An 18835-nucleotide genomic window follows, 5' to 3' on the forward strand; every position below is an offset into this window, starting at 1 on the left:
GAAGAGAGAGAGAGGTTCACGTGCCCATCACCATCGAAGACATCCCGCCGACCGGTGGCTACACCTCGGTCCTGCCGCTGAGCTACATGGTGCCGACTTTCTACCCCACGCCGCCCGGCAACGTGGATGCCCGCTCGGGCGCACCCCGCGTCCGGCTGGACGATCCGGACCTGCAGGCGCGCGCGCAGCGCCTCGTCAATGTGCTGTACTGGACGGCCACCACCTTCCAGAACGTGGAGGGCATGCAGGACGGCCGCACGCTGAAAGTGTTCATCGCCCCGGAGTTCTATTTCCGCAAGGCCTCCCGGGAGGAATCCACCGGCGACCGCTTCCTGAGGGACACCAGCTTCGGCTCCTACCCCGAAAACGCACGCTATGCGCTGGCCGAAGTGCTCTACGCCGTGGTCCAGGGCTCGACGCTGTTCCGCGACTGGGTGATCGTCGCCGGCACGGTCTGCTCGGTGCTGCCGATGCGGGACGACCACCGCATGAACCTGCTCAATACCGCGATCATGCTGCGCGGCAGCCGCGCCCGCCTCGATGCCAGCGTGCCCTACATCCTCATGGAGAAGCACTACATCTCCCACATCGACGGCCCGCCCCAGGACTGGCACGCCAACCTCGACCCCACCACCACCTACAGCTTCCAGCTCAACCCGGACCAGAACCTGGACAACCTGGTTTTCTGGGACGAGATGGCGGTCGGCCTGGAGGTCTGCCTGGACCACGCCATGCAGGTGGTGGCGAACGCCATGAACACCGTGGCACAGACGCTGGGGCCGCAGGCCAGGGCCCTGGACCTGCAGCTGGTCACCTCCTGCGGCATGGCCATCGTCCCGCAGGCCGTGGCGGTGGCCGACGGCGCGCTCGTCATGCTCACCGACGGCATGTCGCACCTCCAGCACCTGCAGGAGCCGATCTTCCAGATCGGCCGCTACGACGCCGCGACGAACACCACCCGGCTCATGGACCCGGCCGACTTCCAGTTCGCGGAGCTTCCGGCGCACGAGGACTACCAGGTCGAGTACCTGCGGGGCCTCTACACGAAAAAGCAGCTGCGCCAGGGTGTGTGGACGGCCAGGGGCACCCTGCCGCTGCGCAGCATCCCCGGCTGAAGACAGCCCGAGGCCCGCGGCGGCGGGGCCGCCGCGGGCGGCTCATAGCGTCTCGCTGTGCACGTGGACCACCCGCCCGACGAGCCGCGCGGAGGGGGTGGTCAGCTGCTTGCGCGGAAACCGCAGCGCGTTCTCCGCCGCCAGCCACCACGCGCCGCTGTCGCGCACCACCCGCCGCACCAGGCAGGCACCCTCGTAGTCCACCACGAACACCTGCCCGTCGGCCGGCGATGGCTCATGGGTGTCCACCGCCACCACGTCCCCGGGGTGCAGGGACGGCTGCATGCTGTCGTCGCTGACCGCGACCGCTATCAGGTCTCGCGCACGCAGGCTCCGGCGCTCCAGCCACTCATGGGTGAGCGCGACGGTGCGCATGCCGGCGTCCGCCGTGCAGGCGGATTCGGGGCCCTGCCGCCCGCCGCCCAGGTCCTGCTGGCGGCGCACCTCCAGCACCAGCACGGCGTCCCCGCCCGTGCCGGCCTGCCCGGCCGGATAGGCCGTGTCCTGCTCGCCGGCCTGCAGGGGCGGCCCGCCCTCCGACTGGAACCACGCGCGCATGCCCCGCAGCGTCTCGATCGCCCGCACCGTCTTGTCCGACACTGCGCGCGATCCCGACAGCATCTGCCGCACGAAAGCCCCGTCGCGGTACCCCAGCAGGCGGCCGAACGCAGTGACGTTACCCGCCGTGAGATGGGCAATCGCCTCATCCAGGCGCTGGCGCCGATACAGTTGCAACGCGGTTTCGTCCATGGTGCGGAAAGTAGCACACGCTACGGTTGCTTCTGCTACTTTGCAAAAATAGAATCCAGAGCAATTGCTACTTTCCACGGGGCGGGACATGACGTTGCACGAATACCTCCAACAGCACGGCGCCCTGAGCGTCCGCCAGCTCCGGCTGCGCATGGCGCAGTACGGCTCGCCGATCAAAAGCGATGCGCAGATCCGGCAGTGGCAGCACGGTTACGCGCGGCGCATCCCCTCCCCGCTCAACTGCGTGGCCATCGAGCAGGCCACGGGCGGCCAGGTGACGCGCAAGGACCTGCGCCCGCACGACTGGGCTTCCATCTGGCCGGAACTGGGTGCGCTGCGCTGACGCCCGGACGCGGGGCGGGACGGGAAACACCTGCACACACCGCTTCGCACGGCGGCGACACCGGGGCGACAAGGCGTTGACGCGCGGCGGCGAGCATGGGGCCATGGATGACCGGGACCACCGGGGCCGACCCGGCCCGGCACCGGGATTCCGAGCCTTCCAGGAGACTTCCATGACCCACCGCCAGGCCCTGTCCCTCTCGGCTGCCTCGCTCGCGCTGGCCGCCGCCATGGGCACGGTGACCACCTCCGCGCACTCCGCCACCAGCGCCACGGTCATCGTGCAATCCGGCCCGCAGTACGTCGCGCCCGCGCCCGTGGTGCTGCAACAACGCTGGTCCGCACCGCCCCCGCCCCGCTACGAGCGCGTGCCACCCCCGCGCCGCGGCATGGTCTGGGAGCAGGGCCACTGGGAATGGCGAGGCCGCGGGCACGTCTGGGTCCCGGGCCACTGGCTGCGCGCACGGCCGGGCTATGTGTACCGCCAGCCGGGCTGGGTGCAGCAGGGCGACCGCTGGGAGATGCGCCGCGGCGGCTGGGACCGCGACGGCGACGGCGTGCCCAACCGCTACGACCGCCGGCCCGACAACCCGTCCCGGCACTGATCTCCCTGCCGCCCGGCCGGCGCCGGGGGCCATAACCATATGGGCGGGCGGGCATGAAGCCTTGCCCACAATGGCGCATTCCTTGCATCGCACCGGACCGCCCCACCCGGGCGGCCCTGTCCGGGCAGGGATCCTGTTCTTTCCTGGGACCCTCGCATGCGCCGTCTTTCCGATTCCTTCTCCTGGCTGGGTGCTGCCGCGCTCGCCGCCGCGGCCTGGACCGCCACCTCCCCTGCCCTCGCGGCGGATACGCACGGTGCCGCCGACTGGCCGCGCCAGCCCGTCACGCTCATCATGGGCTTCCCGGCCGGCTCCGGCGTGGACGTGGTGGCCCGCTCCGTGCAGGAGCCGCTCAGCCAGAAGCTCGGCCAGCCGGTCATCATCGACTACAAGTCCGGCGCCGCGGGCAACATTGCCAGCGAGTACGTCGCCCGCGCGAAGCCGGACGGCTACACGCTGGCCTTCGGCACCGCGGCCACGCACGGCAGCAACGCCGCGCTCTACAAGAAGCTGCCCTTCGACGTGGAGGCCGACTTCGTGCCCGTGGGCACGCTCATCGACGTGTCCAACGTGCTCACCGTGAACCCGAACGTGATCGACGCGAAGACGCTGCAGGAATTCGTCGAGATCGTGAAGGCGAACCCCGGCAAGTACAACTACGCTTCCACCGGCAATGGCGCCGGCACCCACATGGCGTTCGCCGAATTCAACGCGCGCCTGGGCCTGAACATGGTGCACGTGCCCTACAAGGGCGGCCCGGAGGCCATCACGTCGGTGGTGCGCGGAGAGACCTGCTGCATCATGAACCAGGTGCAGACCGTGCTGCCGCACTACAAGGCCGGCAAGGTGCGCCTGCTGGGCGTGACCACCGCGAAGCCCGTGGCCGCCGTGAAGGAGGTGCCCACCATCGCCGCGAGCGGCCTGCCCGGCACCCAGGGCTTCGACAGCTCCATCTGGTTCGGCATCTTCGCGCCCAAGGGCACGGACCCGGCCATCGTGCGCAAGCTCAACACCGCACTGCGCGAGGTGCTGGAGCAGCCCGAGGTGCGACAGCGCTTCGAATCGCAGGGCAACACGGTGCGGATCGAGACGCCGGAGCAGTTCGCCCAGACCGTCCACAAAGACCGCTCCAAGTGGGCGCAGGTGGTGAAGGACGCGAAAATCAGCGTGGACTAGAGGGCAACCCCCTGAGCGGCTTGCGCCGCTCCCCCCTTCTTTCGTGGCGCTGCGCGCCTCGGGAAGGGGGGCACCCCCAGCGGCCTGGCAGAGCCAGTTCCGCGGGGGTCGCTGGCTTTGGGCCGCGCCGGTTTCAGGCGCCGTTACGAAGCGAACTAGCTTTGCCATCGAATCCCATGGCAGCACCTGCATTACCCCATCGCTTACTGCAACGATCTTTCCATGGCTATTTCCTCTCCTCCGGGCGCGGCCGGGCTGGCCGCGCTGGAACAGCGGCTGCAGCACGACCTGCTGACCCTCAACTGGCGCGCGAAGGCCTGGCTGCCGCAGCGCACGCACGCGGGCCGGCCGGTCATCGACGTGCTGGTCATCGGTGCCGGCCAGGCGGGGCTGGCGGCCAGCATGGCGCTCGCGCAGCAGGGCATCCATGCGGTGCTGCTGGACCGCGCGCCGGAGGACCACGAAGGGCCCTGGGCCACCACGGCGCGCATGGAAACGCTGCGCTCGCCCAAGGAATTGACCGGCCCGGCGCTGGGCGTGCCTTCGCTCACCTTCCGCGCGTGGTTCGAGGCCCAGTGGGGCGACGACGCCTGGGCCGTGCTCGACAAGATCCCGCGGATGCAGTGGATGGACTACCTGCGCTGGTACCGCCGCGTCACCCGGGCCGACGTGCGCAACGGCCATGCCGTCACCGCCGTGCAGCCGCGCGGGGACGGGCTGGTCGAGGTGCAGGTGCGCACCGGGGCCGGTACCACTGCCTGGTTCGCACGCCGCGTGGTGCTGGCCACGGGCCGAGACGGCCTGGGCGGTCCGCAGATCCCGGCCTTCATGCAGGGGGTAGGCCGCAGCCGCTGGGCGCATTCGTCCGATGTGCTGGACTACGCCGCGCTGCGCGGCCTGCGCGTGGGCGTGGTGGGCGCCGGCTCGTCCGCCATGGACAGCGCCGCCACGGCGCTGGAATGCGGCGCCGCCAGCGTGGACCTGCTGGTGCGCCGCCCCGACCTGCCCCGCATCAACAAATCCAAGGGCTCGGGCGTGGCCGGCCTCACGCACGGCCACCACGACCTGCCCGATGCCTGGAAATGGCGCATCCGCCACTACATCAACACCACGCAGGTGCCGCCGCCGCATGGCAGCACGCTGCGCGTCTCGCGCCACCCCAACGCCTTCTTCCACCTGGGCTGCCCGGTACAGGGCGTGCGGGATAACCCGGCCGCCGACGGCGCGCTGCATGTCGCCACGCCGCACGGCAGCTTCGCCTTCGACTTCCTGATCGTTTCGACAGGCTTCGCCATCGACTGGGCGCAGAAGCCCGAGTTCGCGGCCATCGCACCCCACGTGCGCACCTGGGGCGCGCGCTACACGCCGCCGCCGGGCGACGAAGACCAGGAACTGGCCGATTCGCCCGACCTGGGCCCCGTGTTCGAGTTCCGAGAGAAGTTGCCCGGCGACTGCCCCGGGCTGGAGCGCGTGCACTGCTTCTGCTACCCCGCCGCGCTGTCGCACGGCACCGTCTCGGGCGACATCCCCGCCATCAGCGACGGCGCGCGCCGGCTGGCGACCGGCCTCGCCAGCCTGTTCTACCGCGAGGACGTGGACTACCACTTCGGCGTGCTGCAGGCCTATGCCGAGCCCGAACTGCTGGGCGACGAATGGACGCCCGCGGACACTGCCCGGCGCGTCCTGCCCGGCTGACCGGCCGCCCCGCCCTCTCTTCCTGCCCCACCGCAACGGATTGCCCATGACCGACACCGCCGCCACCACCACAGCCACCGCATCCCGCGACACCATCGACCACATCGCCGGCCTCGCCCCCGGCAGCGCGGCCCACGCCGTGCGCCACCAGCGCGACAAGGTCGCCACCGCCACGCAGGGCTGCGAGGACGCCCTCTTCGGCCCCGGCCTGCCCGGCGGCCTCACGCAGGCCGAGCGCCTGGCCGTGGCGCACGACATCGCCCGCGTGAGCAGCCTGCCCGCGCTGGCGGCGCACTACCGCGCGGCCCTCCAGCCCCTGCATCCCCCGCCGGGCGTGCAGGCGCTCGTCGATGCGCCCGAGGCCGCGATCGCGGACGCACGCCTGCAGGCCGTTGTGCACTTCGCGCGCACGCTCGCCACGCATCCCGCAGAAAGCGACCAGGCCGCCCTGCAGGCACTGCCCGCCGCGGGCCTCACGGTGCCGGACACGGTGCTGCTCGCGCAGTTGATCGGCTTCGTCACCTACCAGCTGCGCGTGGTGGCCGGCGTGGCCGCGCTGGCGCAGCTGGGCGAAGCCGGCGCCGCGCCGGCCGCTGCCGCAGCGCAGCCGGCGGACGCCGCCCCCTTCGTCCATCCCGCCAACCTGCCCGCGCCCGGCGAGCCGCTGCGCGTAAACGGCTACACCAGCGAAACGCTGGACTGGAAGGCCTGGCTGCCCGTGCTCGATCCCGCCGCGGCCACCCCCGAGCAGAACGCGGTGCTCGACCTCAGCCATCCCAAGGCCCGCACGTCGGACTTCTACCTGCTGCTGGCGCACCAGCCCCGCGTGCTCTCCGAGCGCTCACAGGCCTTCAACGCCATCATGTATGCGCCCGGCGGCCTTGCACGGGCCGATCGCGAAGTCGCCAGCACCGTGGTCTCGCGCGTGAACGGCTGCGTGTACTGCGCCTCCGTCCACGCCCAGCGCTTCGAGCAACTGGCCAAGCGCAACGACGTGATGGCGCAGATCTTCCAGGAGCCCGACACCGCCGGCACCAACGCGCGCGAACGCGCCATCGTGCAGGCCAGCGCCGCGCTCACGCGCACGCCCGGCACGTTCGGCGCGCAGCATCTGCAGCCGCTGCGCGAGGCCGGCCTGTCCGACCTCGAGATCCTGGACGCGCTGCACGCCGCCGCCCTGTTCGCCTGGGCCAACCGGCTGATGCTGAACCTCGGCGAAGCCGTCTTCCCGCAGGCCGGCTGAACCCGCGGCCGCGCCGGGCGCTTTGCGCGGCGCGGTTTCGCTGCTACGATCCGCCCCGCAGGAGAGCGAACGGCCCAGCCCTGCTGGCGTTCCACCGAAGGCGCAAACTCCCATACACGCTCAGGTACCGTACTGCACACCATCGAATGCCGTCTGGAGAGCCGCCACAGCCTGTGGCGCACCGAAGGAGCAAGCCCTGCGCCGTGTTGGCCTCGGGGTGAATCTCTCAGGTACCAAGGACAGGGGGAGCGGCAGCCGGGCCACGCGCCTGCTGCACGCTATTGAATCCATAGCTGCCTGCACGCACGCGCCCGGCGCTTCACCCTCGAAAGGTTTGAAGATGCGCGTGATCGTCCTCGGCGCCGGCTTGCTCGGCACCACCTCGGCCTATTTCCTCCAGCAACTCGGCCACGAAGTGACCGTGATCGACCGCCAGGCCACGCCCGGCGCGGAAACCAGTTTCGCCAACGGCGGACAGATCTCGGTGAGCCACGCCGAGCCGTGGGCCAACCCGGGCGCCCCGCTCAAGCTGCTGCAATGGCTGGGCCGGGAGGACGCACCGCTGCTCTTCCGCCTGCGCGCCGACATGCGCCAGTGGCTCTGGGGCCTGCAGTTCCTGCGCGAATGCACGCCGGCGCGCACGCGCCACAACATCGAGCAGATCGTGCGCCTGGGCACCTACAGCCGCGAAACGCTGCAGCAGCTGCGCCGCGACACCGGCATCCAGTACGACCAGCGCACACAGGGCATCCTGCACTTCTACACCAGCCGCAAGGAATTCGACGGCGCGCTTGCACCGGCCGAGCAGATGCGCCAGCTCGGCTGCGAGCGCCGCGTGGTGAGCGCCGACGAGGCCGTGCGCATCGAACCGGCCCTGGCCTCCATACGCTCCCGGCTGGCGGGCGCGACCTACACCGACGCCGACGAATCCGGCGATGCCAACGCCTTCACGCGCGCGCTGGCGCAGCGGGCCGAACAGGCCGGCGTGCGGTTCCGCATGGGCTGCCACATCACCGCGCTGCGCACTACGTCCGGGGCCATCGACCACGTGGAGATCACCGACGAGGAAGGCCGCTTCGAGCGCGTGCGCGGCGATGCCTACGTGCTGGCCATGGGCTCGTTCAGCCCCCTGCTGACCGAGCCGCTGGGCCTGCGCCTGCCCATCTATCCGGCCAAGGGCTATTCGGTGACGCTGCCCGTGCGCGATGCCTCCGCCGCCCACGAGGTCAGCCTGACGGACGACGAATACAAGCTGGTCTTCTCGCGCTACACCCGCGCGGCCCGGGGCGGCCAGCCGGCGCGCGACGTGATGCGCATCGCCGGCACCGCCGAACTCAACGGCTACGGCCGCGACCTCAACCCGGTGCGCTGCGAGGCCATCGTGAAGCGCGTGGAGCAGTTGTTCCCCGGCGCGGGCGACACGTCGCAGGCCCGGTTCTGGACGGGCCTGCGCCCGGCCACGCCGAGCAACGTGCCGCTCATCGGCCGCACGAAGCTGCCCAACCTGTTCCTCAACACCGGCCACGGCACGCTGGGCTGGACGCATGCCTGCGGCTCGGGCCGCGCCATCGCCAGCATCGTGAGCGGGCTCGTGCCCGAAGTGGATTTCGCCTTCGCGGGCATGCCGCGGGGCCGCGCCGCCGTGCCGGCGCTGGCCTGAGCACCCGGGCTCGGCTTACGTTTCGCCCGGCCCCGCGCAGGTGAATACGGTGAGCACGCCGGTGTAGCCGTAGAGCCGGTGGTGGGCGATCTCGCCGCCCGCGAAGAACCCCACCAGCGGCACGTCGCCCAGGGCGTGCCGCACGATCTGCATTTCGGCGCCGGGCCCGCCGAAATGCGGTCCGCCCCGGCCCGAACAGCTCACGTAGATGGCCCCCATGATCGTGCGCTCCGGCATGCCGTCGGTGGCATTCGCCAGTGCCCGCATCAGCGCCGCGCGCTCGCCGGCGTGCGACGGCGGCGGGGTGGCCGCGGGCTCCTGCGGCTCCGGCGCCAACTCCTCGCGGATCTCCGCGCAGATGCGCATCAGGTCGGCGCGCGCCGCGGCCACGTTGCGCTGGCAGAACGCGAGGCGCATGCCCTCCTCCACCTTGTCGGCGAGGGCGATGCCATGCCGCATCGGATCGAGCCCCACGAGATGCCGCACGCGCACGTCCGTGCCGAAATGGCCTGTGCGCCCCATGGGCTGCGAGCCCTCGTCCACCAGGCCGGCCAGTGTCGCGCGCAGGGCGCGCAGCGCGGGCTGCGGATCGCCTTCCAGCGTGATGCCCAGCGTGCCCAGCAGCACATCCAGCGCGGGCTCGCCGTCGAGCGCGAGCACCACGTTGTCCTGCGCGCGCGTGATCTGCGCGAACGGGCCGACCGGCTGGCACCCCTGGGTCACGCGCGAAAGCATGCCCACGCCCCTGCCGAACGCCACGCCCGACAGCCCCCCGCCGAACACGCCCCGCGACGCGCCCTGGCCCGCGATGTTGCCGTTGCCGCCCACCGCGAACTGCACGCTGCGCCCGCGGCTCGCCGCGATGCCGCCGAACAGGTAGCCCGACTCGGTGCGGTCCGACATCTCCGCGATCAGCTCGGCGAGGTCCGGCGTCTCGCCGTCGGCGTGCACCAATGCCGTGTGCGGCACGAAGCCGCCCGCGGAAGCACCTTCGCGCGACAGCGGCGCCACGCCCGAGAACACGCGGTACTGGTCCTGCGGCAGGTCCAGCAGCATCACCGACAGGGCCGGCTCGTCGAAATACTCGGCATTGTTCGCCGCCACGCCCACGCCCACCGTGCCGCTCCAGTCGGTCACTTCCGGCAGCCCGGCCGCAAGCACGTCGAGCAGGGCTTCCGCTTCATCCGCGTAGTGGTCCGTGATGTAGAGCACGCCCAGCGTGGGCGCGCTGGCGTAATGCGGCAGGGCCATCTGCGCGCGCAGCTGCGCCAGCACCAGCGCGGCGGCCATGCGCCATTGCGGGTGGGTGGCATGGCCGTTGGGAAAGAGTTTCATGGTCGGAAGAATCGGTGGTCCGCTGTCGCAGCCGAAGGCAGCGCCCCGTCAGGAACGGCCCTTCGGCCCGGGCTTGGGGCTGGCGGCGCGGCGGGCGCCTGCAGGCGGAGCGCCTGCCGGCGACTTTGCGGAAGGGGACCTGGCGGCGGCAGCGCGCGGCGCAGGAGCCGCCGCGGACGGCGGGCGCTTCGCGCTGCGGGCCGCGCCGCCGTCCCGGGCCTTGCCCGCCGGACGCGCGCCCCCGGTGCCGGCCTCCGCGGCCTGGCGCGCGGCGTCCTGCATGCCCTGCATGCCCTGCGTGGCGAACTGCGTCGCCATATCGGTGGCCGTCTTGAGGGCTTCCGCCGCCATGCCGCGCGTGGCGTCCATCGCAGGCATCTTCGAGACGTCGCTCATCGCATTGGCGGCGATCTGCTGGAACTGGCCCGTGAGCGCGGACCACCACTGCATCGGGTCCACCACGCCCGGCGCGGCGGCAGGCGGCGGTGCGCCGGCGTCGCCTTCGGCATCGCGGCCCGATGCCGCCGGAGCCTGCGCGGGGGGTTCCGAAACGGGCGGCGCGGGCTCGGCCGGTGCGGCACGGGGAGCGCGCGCGAAAGGATCGGGACGCGGCGCCGCCGGCCCGGACGCGGACGGCGAGACCTGTGGCGTGAACGCCTTCGCGATGTCGCCCATCGCCACGTTCATGCCCTGCAGCGTGGACAGCGTCATCTTCTGCACTTCCAGCGCCTGCACGGTCGCCGTGAGCGCGCGGGAGTTCTGGTCCAGCCAGAACTGCACCGCCTTCAGCTCGCTGATGCGCTTTTCCAGCTCTTCCACGCTGATCGTGGGGGCTACCCAACCCGAGAGCGGCGGCATCTGCGGCATGCCCGCCGCCGCGCCCTTGGCAAGGTTCTGCAGGAAATCGAAGCCCGGCACGAACCGGCCGAAGCCGAAGGGAGATGTGTCGCTGCTCGTGGAATGGCTGTCGTTGCTGCTCATGGCGTGGGCTCCTTCGGTGGGGCGGAACATACCGCTGCGTTGCGCCGGGGCACCGTTCCGTGCGGGCGCCCGTGGGTGGCAGCTTAACGCGATTGCGCCGCTCCACCAACGCGGCCAGCCCCTGCATCCACGCAACCATTACAGGCTTTTCGCAGGCCCCGCATGCGTGCCCGAAGGCCGCGCGGGCGAGGCCGCGCGCACCTTGCAGACCCAAAAGCGTGTGCAACCCGCGCCACAGGCGGGCAAACGCCATAGAATCCGCCGACCAGCCCGTCTGGAATCCTCAATACGTCAACACGAGAAAACCAACCATGGCAACTGCAAAGAAAGCCGCATCCGCCCCGGCAAAGAAGGCGGCCGCTCCCGCGGTGAAGAAGGCCGCGGCACCGGCAAAGAAGGCTGCTCCCGCGAAGAAGGCTGCTGCCCCCAAGGCAGCACCCGCATCCGCGAAGGCCACGCCCGCAGCACTCAAGCCCCTGAAGGCCACGTTCACCAAGACCTCGCTGATCGCGCACCTGGCCGAGCAGGCCGGCGTGGAGCCGAAGGCCGCCAAGGCCGTGATGGCTGCGCTGGAAGCCACGATCCTGGGCTCGGTGCACAAGAAGGGCTCCGGCGAATTCACGCTGCCCGGCCTGATGAAGATCGGCCTGCAGCAAGTGCCCGCCAAGAAGAAGCGCTTCGGCAAGGACCCGTTCACGGGCCAGGAGCGCTGGTTCCCCGCCAAGCCCGCATCGGTCAAGATCAAGACCCGCGCGCTGAAGAAGCTCAAGGACGCCACGGTCTGAGACCGGGCTCCCCGGGCATGAAAAAAGCCGGCGCATGCCGGCTTTTTTCATGGAGCCGCCGCCGCGCTCATCCGCCCGCCGGGCCCAGGTACATCTGCGCCAGCCGCGCCCGCTCCGCCGGGCCGACGCCCAGGCGCGCCGCCAGGTAAAGGTCGAGCCCGCCGTGGTCCTGGTCCACCGCGTCCAGCGCGGCATGCAGGAACGCCTCCTGCACGCGCCAGAGCACGTTCATCACCTCCGTCGGCGCAGTGCCCGTGAAATGGGCCGGCGGCTGGTAGAGGCTGTTGGTGAGCAGGTAGTCCTGCATCACCACGTCGCGCGGCACGCCGAGCGCGAGCAGGATCAGCGCCGCGGCGAACCCCGTCCGGTCCTTGCCCGCAGTGCAGTGGAAGACCAGCGGCGCGTCGCTCTGCAGCAGGTGCTCGAACAGCGCGGCGAACTGCGCGGCGTTGTCGGACACGAAGGCGCGGTAGGTGTCCTGCATCAGCGCGACGGCGATGGCGGGCGTGATCTGCCGGTTGGCCAGCGCCATGTCCTTGGCGCGCTGCACCACGGTCGGCTCGATCGGCAGCGGGTGGTAGGCCACGCCGGGGAGGGCGTAGGCCAGCGCGGCGCTTTCCGCCTCGCCGCGGAAGTCGATCGCCCGCGCCAGCCCCAGCGGCGCCAGCGTCTCGGCATCCTGCGCGGTGAGCCAGGCCAGGTGGTCGGAGCGGAACAGGCGGCGCCAGCGCACCGGGCGCCCGTCCTGCCCGGCATAGCCGCCCAGGTCACGGAAATTGGTGGCGCCCGCCAGGGGCAGTGAACGCGAGAAAGAAGCCATGCCGGCACTGTAGCGAAAGCGCCCGCGACTTCAAATCACCTGGGCGTCCCGTGCGCATTCATACGCGGGTCACGCACGCCCCCGCACTGCCGCAGGCGTCGCCGTTACTTCATCACCAGGCCGCCATCGACGAACAGCACCTGCCCGGTCATGAAGCCGCTCCACTCCGAGGCCAGGAACAGCACCGGCCCCGCCACGTCCTCGGGCCGTGCGATGCGCCGCAGCGGCGTGGCAGCGGTGATCGCGTCGCGCAGCGCCTCCGGCGTGGACTGGCTCGCCTGCGTGGGATAGACCAGCCCTGGCGCCACGCAGTTGACGCGGATGCCGACCGGCCCCAGTTCGGCCGCCAGGTTGCGGCTGAAGGCCACCAGCGCGGCCTTGGCCGTGGTGTAGTCGTGGTAGGGCACCACGGGGTGCTCCACCAGGTTGGTGGCGATGTTCACGATGCTGCCCCGCGCGCGCTGGCGCAGGTGCGGCAGCACCGCCTGGCAGACGTTGAAGGCACCGCCCACGGCGCCGTCGAACTGGGCCTGGTAGTCGCTCCACTGCAGGCCGTCGAACAGCGCGCGGCGCCGTGCATCGAAGGCATAGGGCCGGAAGGCGTTGTTGACCACCACGTCGATGCGGCCGGCCTCCAGCACCACCGCATCCACCATGGCGCGCACCGCATCGGCATCGCCCACGTCGGCGCGCGCGGCCCAGGCATCGCCGCCGGCGGCGCGGCAGGCGGCCACCGTCTCGGCGGCCGCAGCGTCGTTGGACAGGTGATTGACCACCACGGTGGCGCCCTCCTGCGCGAAGGCCCGCGCGATGGCCGCGCCGATGCCCCGGCTCGCGCCCGTCACCAGAACGACCTGGCCCTTGAACTTCATGGCGTGCTCCTCGCTCTTCAAGGCCTATGGGCTCACGCGGCGGGCAGCAGGCTGGCGTCCACCACGTCGGCCACGCGGATGTCACGCTGCACCAGGCCCAGCGCGCGGTAGGCATCGGCCGCCTTCTGCAGCGATGCGAGGTTGAACGCGCCCAGCGGCCGGCCCGGCACCGAGGGCTGGGCGGAGGCGTTGCGCAGCCGGATCACCTCCAGGTTCGCATCCTGCTGCGTGCCGTCGATCGCGACCTTCACGGCCAGCGCGGCGGCTTCTTCGGGCTGGGCCATCATCCATGCGGCGCTGTCGAGGTAGCCCTGCAGGAAGGCGCGCAACAGCGCCTTTTTCTGTGGCAGCACCTCGCTGCGCACCACGAAGAGATCGCTGGAAACATTGAGGTAGTCGCGCACCTGCATCACGTTCACGGCGCCCAGGCCCTTGCGGCGGCCCACGGCCAGGCCCGTGTCGGTGGCCGCCGTGGCATCGACCTGGCCCTGCAGCAGCGGCGCGAAATTGAGCAGGCCGGTGACCACGATGGTCACGTCCGACTCCTTCAGCCCCGCCTGGTGCAGCAGCACCAGCAGGTTCTGCCGCGTGCCGCTGGAGAGGCTGTAGACGCCGATGCGCTTGCCCTTCAGGTCGGCCGGCGTGCGGATGCCCGAGGACTGAAGCGACACCACGTTGAACACGTTCTGCGGATAGATGTCGTAGATGGCGGTGAGCTTCTCGCCCTTGTCCAGCGCCATGAAGAACGAGCCCGGGTCGGTGAAGGCCACGTCGCCCTGCCCGCTCAGCGTGTTGCGCAACGCATCGCCGCCACCACCGCCGGGCAGGTAGGCCAGCTCCACGCCGCGCGCCTTGAAGAAGCCCTTATCGGGCTCTGCCAGCAGGTTGGTGATCTCGCTGATGGGCTTGCTCCAGCCCGCCACGGTGATCTTGCCCAGCGGGGTGGCCGCCGGCGTTGCGGCGCCCGCCCAGCGCGTGGCCGCGAGGCCGGCGGAAGCCGCCAGCAGCGTGCGGCGCGAGAGGAGTTCAGGTCGTTGCATGTCGTCGAAAAAGAGAAAGGGAAAAGAACGTTCATGAACGGTCGGCATAGGGCCGCAGCAGCCAGCGCTCCAGCCACAGCGTGGCCTGGTAGAGCAGCAGCCCGATGGCCGCGATGAGCACCAGCGCCGCGAACATCAGGGACGTGTCCATCATCCCCTGCGCGGCGATCACCACCGCGCCCAGGCCCTGGCTGGCGCCGATGAACTCGCCCACCACGGCCCCCACCAGCGCCAGCACCACGGCCATGCGCAGGCCCGCGAGGATGGCCGGCAGCGCCAGCGGCAGCTTCAGGCGCAGCAGCGTCTGCGCGCGCGTGGCGCCCAGCATGCGAAAGAGCTGCAGGCGCTGCGCATCGGCCTGCTGCAGCCCGGTGAAGGTGTTCTCCATCAGCGGGAAAAAGCAGATCAGCCCGGTGATGAGCGCGGTGGACGGGATGCCGAAGCCGAACCACAGCACGAACAGCGGTGCCAGCGCCAGCTTGGGCACCACCTGGCTGACCACCACGTAGGGCCGCAGCACGCGCTCCAGCAGCGGCGACTCGGCCAGCGCGATGCCGATCGCCAGTCCCGCCAGGCCACCGCCCGCCAGCCCCAGCAGCAGCGCCGCCAGCGTGGCCCGCACATGGGGCTCGAAGTAGCCCGTGAGCAGCCCCTGCCACAGCGATGCCGCGATGGCCGAGGGCGCGGGCAGCACCAGCGCCGAGAGTCCAGAATGCCGGGCCACCCATTCCCACGCGCCCAGCAGCGCCAGCAGCAGCGCGGCGCCCAGGGCGCGGTATGGCCAGGCGGACGAAGGTGCGCCCTGCATGCGGGATGCACTCATGCGCCCGCTCCGTCCAGGCCGGCGCGCACCCGCGCGCACAGGCGATTGAAGGGCGCGTCGTGCCGCATGGCCTGGGTGCGCGGCGCGGGCAGGTCGATGCGGATGTCGTCCGCCACGCGGCCCGCGTGCAGCACGGCGATGCGGTCGCCCAGGTACACGGCCTCGGTGATGTCGTGGGTCACGAACAGCACGGTGGTGCCGCGCTGCCGGCAGGTGCGCAGCAGGTCGTCCTGCAGCTCGGCGCGGGTGATGGCGTCCAGCGCCGCGAAAGGCTCGTCGAGCAGCAGCAGCGCGGGCTCCAGGACCAGCGCACGCGCCAGCGCCACACGGCTTTGCTGGCCGCCCGAAAGCTGGCGCGGATGGTGCCGCGCATGGGCGCCCAGCCCCAGCTGGTCCAGCAGCGCCTGCGCGCGCGCCACGTCGGCCGCCTGCGGCCGGCGCTGCAGCGACACCGGCAGCAGCACGTTGTCGATGGCACTGCGCCATTCAAGCAGCGTGGGCGCCTGGAACATGAAACCCAGCTGCGGCCCGGGTGCGGACACCTCGCTGCCCCGCATGCGCACATGGCCCGACTGCGGGCGCAGCAGGCCCGCGGCCAGTTGCAGCAGCGTGGTCTTGCCGCAGCCGCTGCGGCCCACCAGGCAATGTACCTCGCCCGCGCCGATGCGCCAGCTCACGCCATCCACCACCGGCGCGCGCCCGGGGTAGGCGAACACGGCCTGCTCGATATCGAGGAAAGCCTCGCCGCCTCCCTGCCCGGCGCCATTCATCGCAGCGGTCTCCGTCGGCTCAATCGGCATACGGCGCGAACGTCTCTGCCGCACTTTCGGCGGAGTGCTCGATCTCCACCATGCGCACCAGGTCCAGCAGGTTGAAACGGCCATCGTGGTGCCAGCCGGCCTCGGGCACGCTCATCGCGCCGATGGCGCTGATGCGCGTGACGCCCGCCGCCCCCAGCAGCGCCGCCAGGTGCTGTAACTCTTCCGGCGTGGCCGCGATGCCGGCGGTCTGCAGCAAGGGCCCGTGGCCGGCGATGGCACGCGGCACGTCGTCCAGCGCATCCACGGCCACCACCTGCACGCTGCGCTGCAGTGCCGTGGGTGCGAGCGGCTGCGGGGCGTCGCGATAGGCCACGCTCCAGGGGTCGTCGGGCGTACCGATGAGCTCGTCGGCCGCGGCACCGCCGGCCGCAGAAAGGCCGCGCCATTCCAGCGCCTGCCGCCAGTCCGCCACGGCGGCAGACTCTTCCACGTCCAGCGCCCGGCGCGGAAAGCGCCGGTGCAGCTGCGCCAGCTCGCCCGCCAGATAGCCCGCGAAGGCGCGCGGCGACACGGCACCACCGCGCTGCACGTAGAACACATGCGGCGAGTAGCACCCCTGCTGGTCGTAGCGCATCACGTCCCACGCGGCCCGGCGCGCCACGGCCGGGGCCTCCAGCGCATCGAGTGCGGCCGCCGAGACGACGCCGAAGCCCAGCTTGTGCCCGTGCGGCAGGAAACGCGTGGTGACGGGCAGCCGCTGCTGGATGGCATGCAGAGCATCGTTGCCGCCATAGGCCAGCACCGTGTCGGCCTGGGCATAGAGCGACGCCGCGTCGTCACCGCCCGCGCCCTTCCACCACACCACGGCGAAGCAGTCGGCCAGCGGCGGATGCACCTCGGCCAGCAATTGCGCGAACCAGCCCGCGAACAGCGGTTCGGCGCTGGGCAGCTTGCCGATGCTGCCCGCCTTCACCAGCAGGCCGCACACGAAGCTCCAGAGCGCCAGCGCCGGCACATTGCCCGCCCAGCTGTGCACCAGCAGGCCCGGCCCGAAGGCACGCACCGCGCCGCCCTTCGGCGCAGGCTGGAAGCCGTCGAGCACCAGCGGGTTGGCAAAATCCTCCGCCACGAAGCGCCGCAGCTGCGGCGCGCGGAAGGTCTTGACAAAGCCCGTGAGCCCCAGGCGCACCATCTCGGCGTCGTAGCCGCTCACCAGGGGCAGCAGCACCTCGGCCTGCCGGCGCACCGGATCGCTGCGGTCCAGCAGGCGGGCGATGGCCCGGTCGATCACGCCAATGACCTGCTCCACCGCCATGGGCTGCAGATGGCGGGCAGCGGCCTCGCGCACGCGGCGGGCCAGGGCGTCCATCTGCGCGGGCGTGAGCACGGGCACCTCCACCTCCAGCCGGGCGGCGCCCTGGGCGAAAGGCAGCACCTGCCAGGCCACGTCCTGCGCATCGATGCCGGGCAGGTAGCCCGCCCGCACCCGCTGCACGGCCATGCCGGTCGTGGCCGCCCCGGGTGTCATTTCCCGGTGGCCCGCATGAAGTCCTGCACCGCCAGCGAACAGCCCTTGGCCTGCGCGCCTTCGGCCCGGCCCAGCAGCAGGAAGCCGCCTTCGGCCCACGCCCCCACGTCCTCGGTCAGGATGGTGGTCACGGAGTTGTAGTTGGCCAGGTCGCAATGCACGAGGATGCCGCGCTCGCCGGCCGGCACGTCGCGGCCCGTGGCCGGGTCCACCAGCCGCGACCGGATCCAGTGCGGCCCCGACTTGACCGAGGGCACCACGGCATTGCCGTCGTCATAGAACTGCGTGCTCAGCTCCGTCATGCCGTACATGTTGATGCACAGCTCGCGCGGCACGCCCAGCGTGTACGAGAGCCCGGCGTAGAAATCCTCGGGCGGCACCTCGCGCGACTGGCCCTTGTAGCCGCCCGTGTCCAGCACGCGGCTGCCCGGCGGCAACTGGAAGCGGCGGCCCTTCTCGTGCAGCGCCTCCATCAGGTGCACGAAGCTGTAGCTCGCACCCAGCAGCGCATACGGCGTGCCGGTGCGCTCCGCGGCCTCCAGCGCCGCGCACAGGCTCACCACGTGCATGCCGTGCGCGCCCACGAAATGCCGGCTGACCGGGCTGCCGAACACGGCCCGGGCCAGCGCCAGGTAGTGCGCCAGCGACGAATTCGGCATCAAATGCTCGTCGGGGAACAGGATGCCCATCGGCATGGGACCGGCCCCGCGCATGAAGCGCCACTGGAAATTGCGCGCCATCGACAGGTCGTACACATCGAGCCGCGGGTGGAAATGCCGCCCGCGCGCCTCCGCGCCCCGGGTCGTGCCGCTGGTCATGAACACGCGCTCGTCCGGCCGCGGCGGCTCGCTGCGCAGCTCCGTCGCCTTGAAGGCGTCGATCGGCACCGCGGGAATGTCGCTCCAGCGCTCCACGCTGCGCAGCGTGGCGCCGCGGCGCTGGCAGAAGGTGCGGTAGGCGGGATTGGCGGAATACTGGTGGGCGAACAGCCGCAAAGCCAGCGTGTCGAACTGTGCGTCGGTGCAGCCGCCTTCTTCCTCCATCGCGATGAATGCGAGGATGTCCGCGACCAGCGCAGCGACCTTGTCCATGGAGCTTCTTCCTTCGTGACCTGTGAACGATGCTCCGAAGGTCACGCCCGGCCATGCCGTGCACGCCACGCGGCGCGCCTGCGGAGGCTGGAGGATGGTGGTGACAGCTCTTCTTCCGCCGGAATGACCCGGTTCAAGTTCTCGGGTGTGGATCTCAGCACAAGCGTGCACCCCGGAGCGTTGCGGGCATCTTAACCCGCGCCCTAAACGCCC

Annotated in this window: 18 protein-coding genes and 1 riboswitch; of the genes, 8 read left to right on the forward strand and 10 right to left on the reverse strand. The window is 71.2% G+C overall.

Features of this window, described 5'->3' with window-relative positions:
- The first annotated feature begins 20 nt into the window (after window positions 1-20).
- A complete protein-coding gene (locus BLR05_RS16870) occupies window positions 21-1115 on the forward strand; it encodes a hypothetical protein (RefSeq protein ID WP_092836276.1) in 1095 nt (364 codons plus the stop codon).
- Between the two features lie 42 nt (window positions 1116-1157).
- Here BLR05_RS16870 and BLR05_RS16875 read toward each other — a convergent pair whose 3' ends face one another.
- Window positions 1158-1865: a S24 family peptidase gene (locus tag BLR05_RS16875; RefSeq protein ID WP_092836278.1), complete on the reverse strand. Its 708-nt coding sequence runs from the start codon at window positions 1863-1865 to the stop codon at window positions 1158-1160.
- Window positions 1866-1953: 88 nt separating this feature from the next.
- Between BLR05_RS16875 and BLR05_RS16880 the strand changes: the two genes are divergently transcribed.
- The 6 genes from BLR05_RS16880 to BLR05_RS16905 all read left to right on the forward strand — a co-directional run bounded on the left by BLR05_RS16880 (window position 1954) and on the right by BLR05_RS16905 (window position 8586).
- Window positions 1954-2208: a transcriptional regulator gene (locus BLR05_RS16880; RefSeq protein WP_092836280.1), complete on the forward strand. Its 255-nt coding sequence runs from the start codon at window positions 1954-1956 to the stop codon at window positions 2206-2208.
- Window positions 2209-2380: 172 nt separating this feature from the next.
- Window positions 2381-2812, forward strand: coding sequence for a YXWGXW repeat-containing protein (locus tag BLR05_RS16885; RefSeq protein ID WP_092836283.1), 432 nt, complete (start codon window positions 2381-2383; stop codon window positions 2810-2812).
- 156 nt (window positions 2813-2968) lie between these two features.
- The gene (locus tag BLR05_RS16890) at window positions 2969-3988 is read left to right on the forward strand and encodes a Bug family tripartite tricarboxylate transporter substrate binding protein (protein ID WP_092836286.1); all 1020 of its coding nucleotides are present in this window, start codon (window positions 2969-2971) and stop codon (window positions 3986-3988) included.
- 222 nt (window positions 3989-4210) lie between these two features.
- Complete coding sequence (locus BLR05_RS16895; RefSeq protein WP_092836289.1) at window positions 4211-5683, forward strand: SidA/IucD/PvdA family monooxygenase; 1473 nt, start codon at window positions 4211-4213, stop codon at window positions 5681-5683.
- A gap of 46 nt (window positions 5684-5729) precedes the next feature.
- Window positions 5730-6926 (forward strand): CMD domain-containing protein, encoded by a 1197-nt coding sequence (locus BLR05_RS16900; RefSeq protein ID WP_092836292.1) that lies wholly within the window; start codon window positions 5730-5732, stop codon window positions 6924-6926.
- Between the two features lie 143 nt (window positions 6927-7069).
- Window positions 7070-7179: riboswitch (glycine riboswitch) on the forward strand.
- Between the two features lie 87 nt (window positions 7180-7266).
- Window positions 7267-8586 (forward strand): D-amino acid dehydrogenase, encoded by a 1320-nt coding sequence (locus BLR05_RS16905; protein WP_092836392.1) that lies wholly within the window; start codon window positions 7267-7269, stop codon window positions 8584-8586.
- 15 nt (window positions 8587-8601) lie between these two features.
- On the opposite strand, the gene BLR05_RS16910 is transcribed toward BLR05_RS16905, so the two are convergent.
- Complete coding sequence (locus BLR05_RS16910) at window positions 8602-9921, reverse strand: FIST signal transduction protein (protein ID WP_092836294.1); 1320 nt, start codon at window positions 9919-9921, stop codon at window positions 8602-8604.
- 48 nt (window positions 9922-9969) lie between these two features.
- Entirely contained in the window at window positions 9970-10902 is a 933-nt protein-coding gene (locus BLR05_RS16915) for a PhaM family polyhydroxyalkanoate granule multifunctional regulatory protein (protein ID WP_092836297.1), read from the reverse strand.
- Window positions 10903-11213: 311 nt separating this feature from the next.
- Here BLR05_RS16915 and BLR05_RS16920 point away from each other — a divergent pair, with 311 nt between their 5' ends.
- Complete coding sequence (locus BLR05_RS16920; protein ID WP_092836300.1) at window positions 11214-11687, forward strand: HU family DNA-binding protein; 474 nt, start codon at window positions 11214-11216, stop codon at window positions 11685-11687.
- A gap of 67 nt (window positions 11688-11754) precedes the next feature.
- Here BLR05_RS16920 and BLR05_RS16925 read toward each other — a convergent pair whose 3' ends face one another.
- From BLR05_RS16925 to BLR05_RS16955, 7 genes are all read right to left on the reverse strand, one after another.
- Window positions 11755-12507 (reverse strand): tyrosine-protein phosphatase, encoded by a 753-nt coding sequence (locus BLR05_RS16925; RefSeq protein WP_092836310.1) that lies wholly within the window; start codon window positions 12505-12507, stop codon window positions 11755-11757.
- Window positions 12508-12611: 104 nt separating this feature from the next.
- Window positions 12612-13379 carry a 3-oxoacyl-ACP reductase gene (locus BLR05_RS16930; RefSeq protein ID WP_092836394.1) on the reverse strand — a complete coding sequence of 256 codons (768 nt, stop codon included), beginning with the start codon at window positions 13377-13379 and terminating at the stop codon, window positions 12612-12614.
- 32 nt (window positions 13380-13411) lie between these two features.
- A complete protein-coding gene (locus BLR05_RS16935) occupies window positions 13412-14419 on the reverse strand; it encodes an ABC transporter substrate-binding protein (protein ID WP_092836312.1) in 1008 nt (335 codons plus the stop codon).
- 31 nt (window positions 14420-14450) lie between these two features.
- A complete protein-coding gene (locus BLR05_RS16940) occupies window positions 14451-15242 on the reverse strand; it encodes an ABC transporter permease (protein ID WP_092836396.1) in 792 nt (263 codons plus the stop codon).
- Window positions 15239-16012 (reverse strand): ABC transporter ATP-binding protein, encoded by a 774-nt coding sequence (locus BLR05_RS16945; RefSeq protein ID WP_092836314.1) that lies wholly within the window; start codon window positions 16010-16012, stop codon window positions 15239-15241. Before BLR05_RS16945 ends, BLR05_RS16940 begins: the two co-directional genes overlap by 4 nt.
- Window positions 16013-16031: 19 nt before the next feature.
- On the reverse strand, window positions 16032-17531 hold the full coding sequence (locus BLR05_RS16950; RefSeq protein ID WP_377777372.1) for an acyl-CoA reductase: 1500 nt from the start codon (window positions 17529-17531) through the stop codon (window positions 16032-16034).
- Window positions 17528-18622 carry a LuxE/PaaK family acyltransferase gene (locus tag BLR05_RS16955; protein WP_092836318.1) on the reverse strand — a complete coding sequence of 365 codons (1095 nt, stop codon included), beginning with the start codon at window positions 18620-18622 and terminating at the stop codon, window positions 17528-17530. The genes BLR05_RS16950 and BLR05_RS16955 overlap by 4 nt, the downstream gene beginning before the upstream one ends.
- Window positions 18623-18835: the final 213 nt, after the last annotated feature.

Source organism: Paracidovorax cattleyae, from assembly GCF_900104515.1.
GTDB lineage: Bacteria > Pseudomonadota > Gammaproteobacteria > Burkholderiales > Burkholderiaceae_C > Paracidovorax > Paracidovorax cattleyae.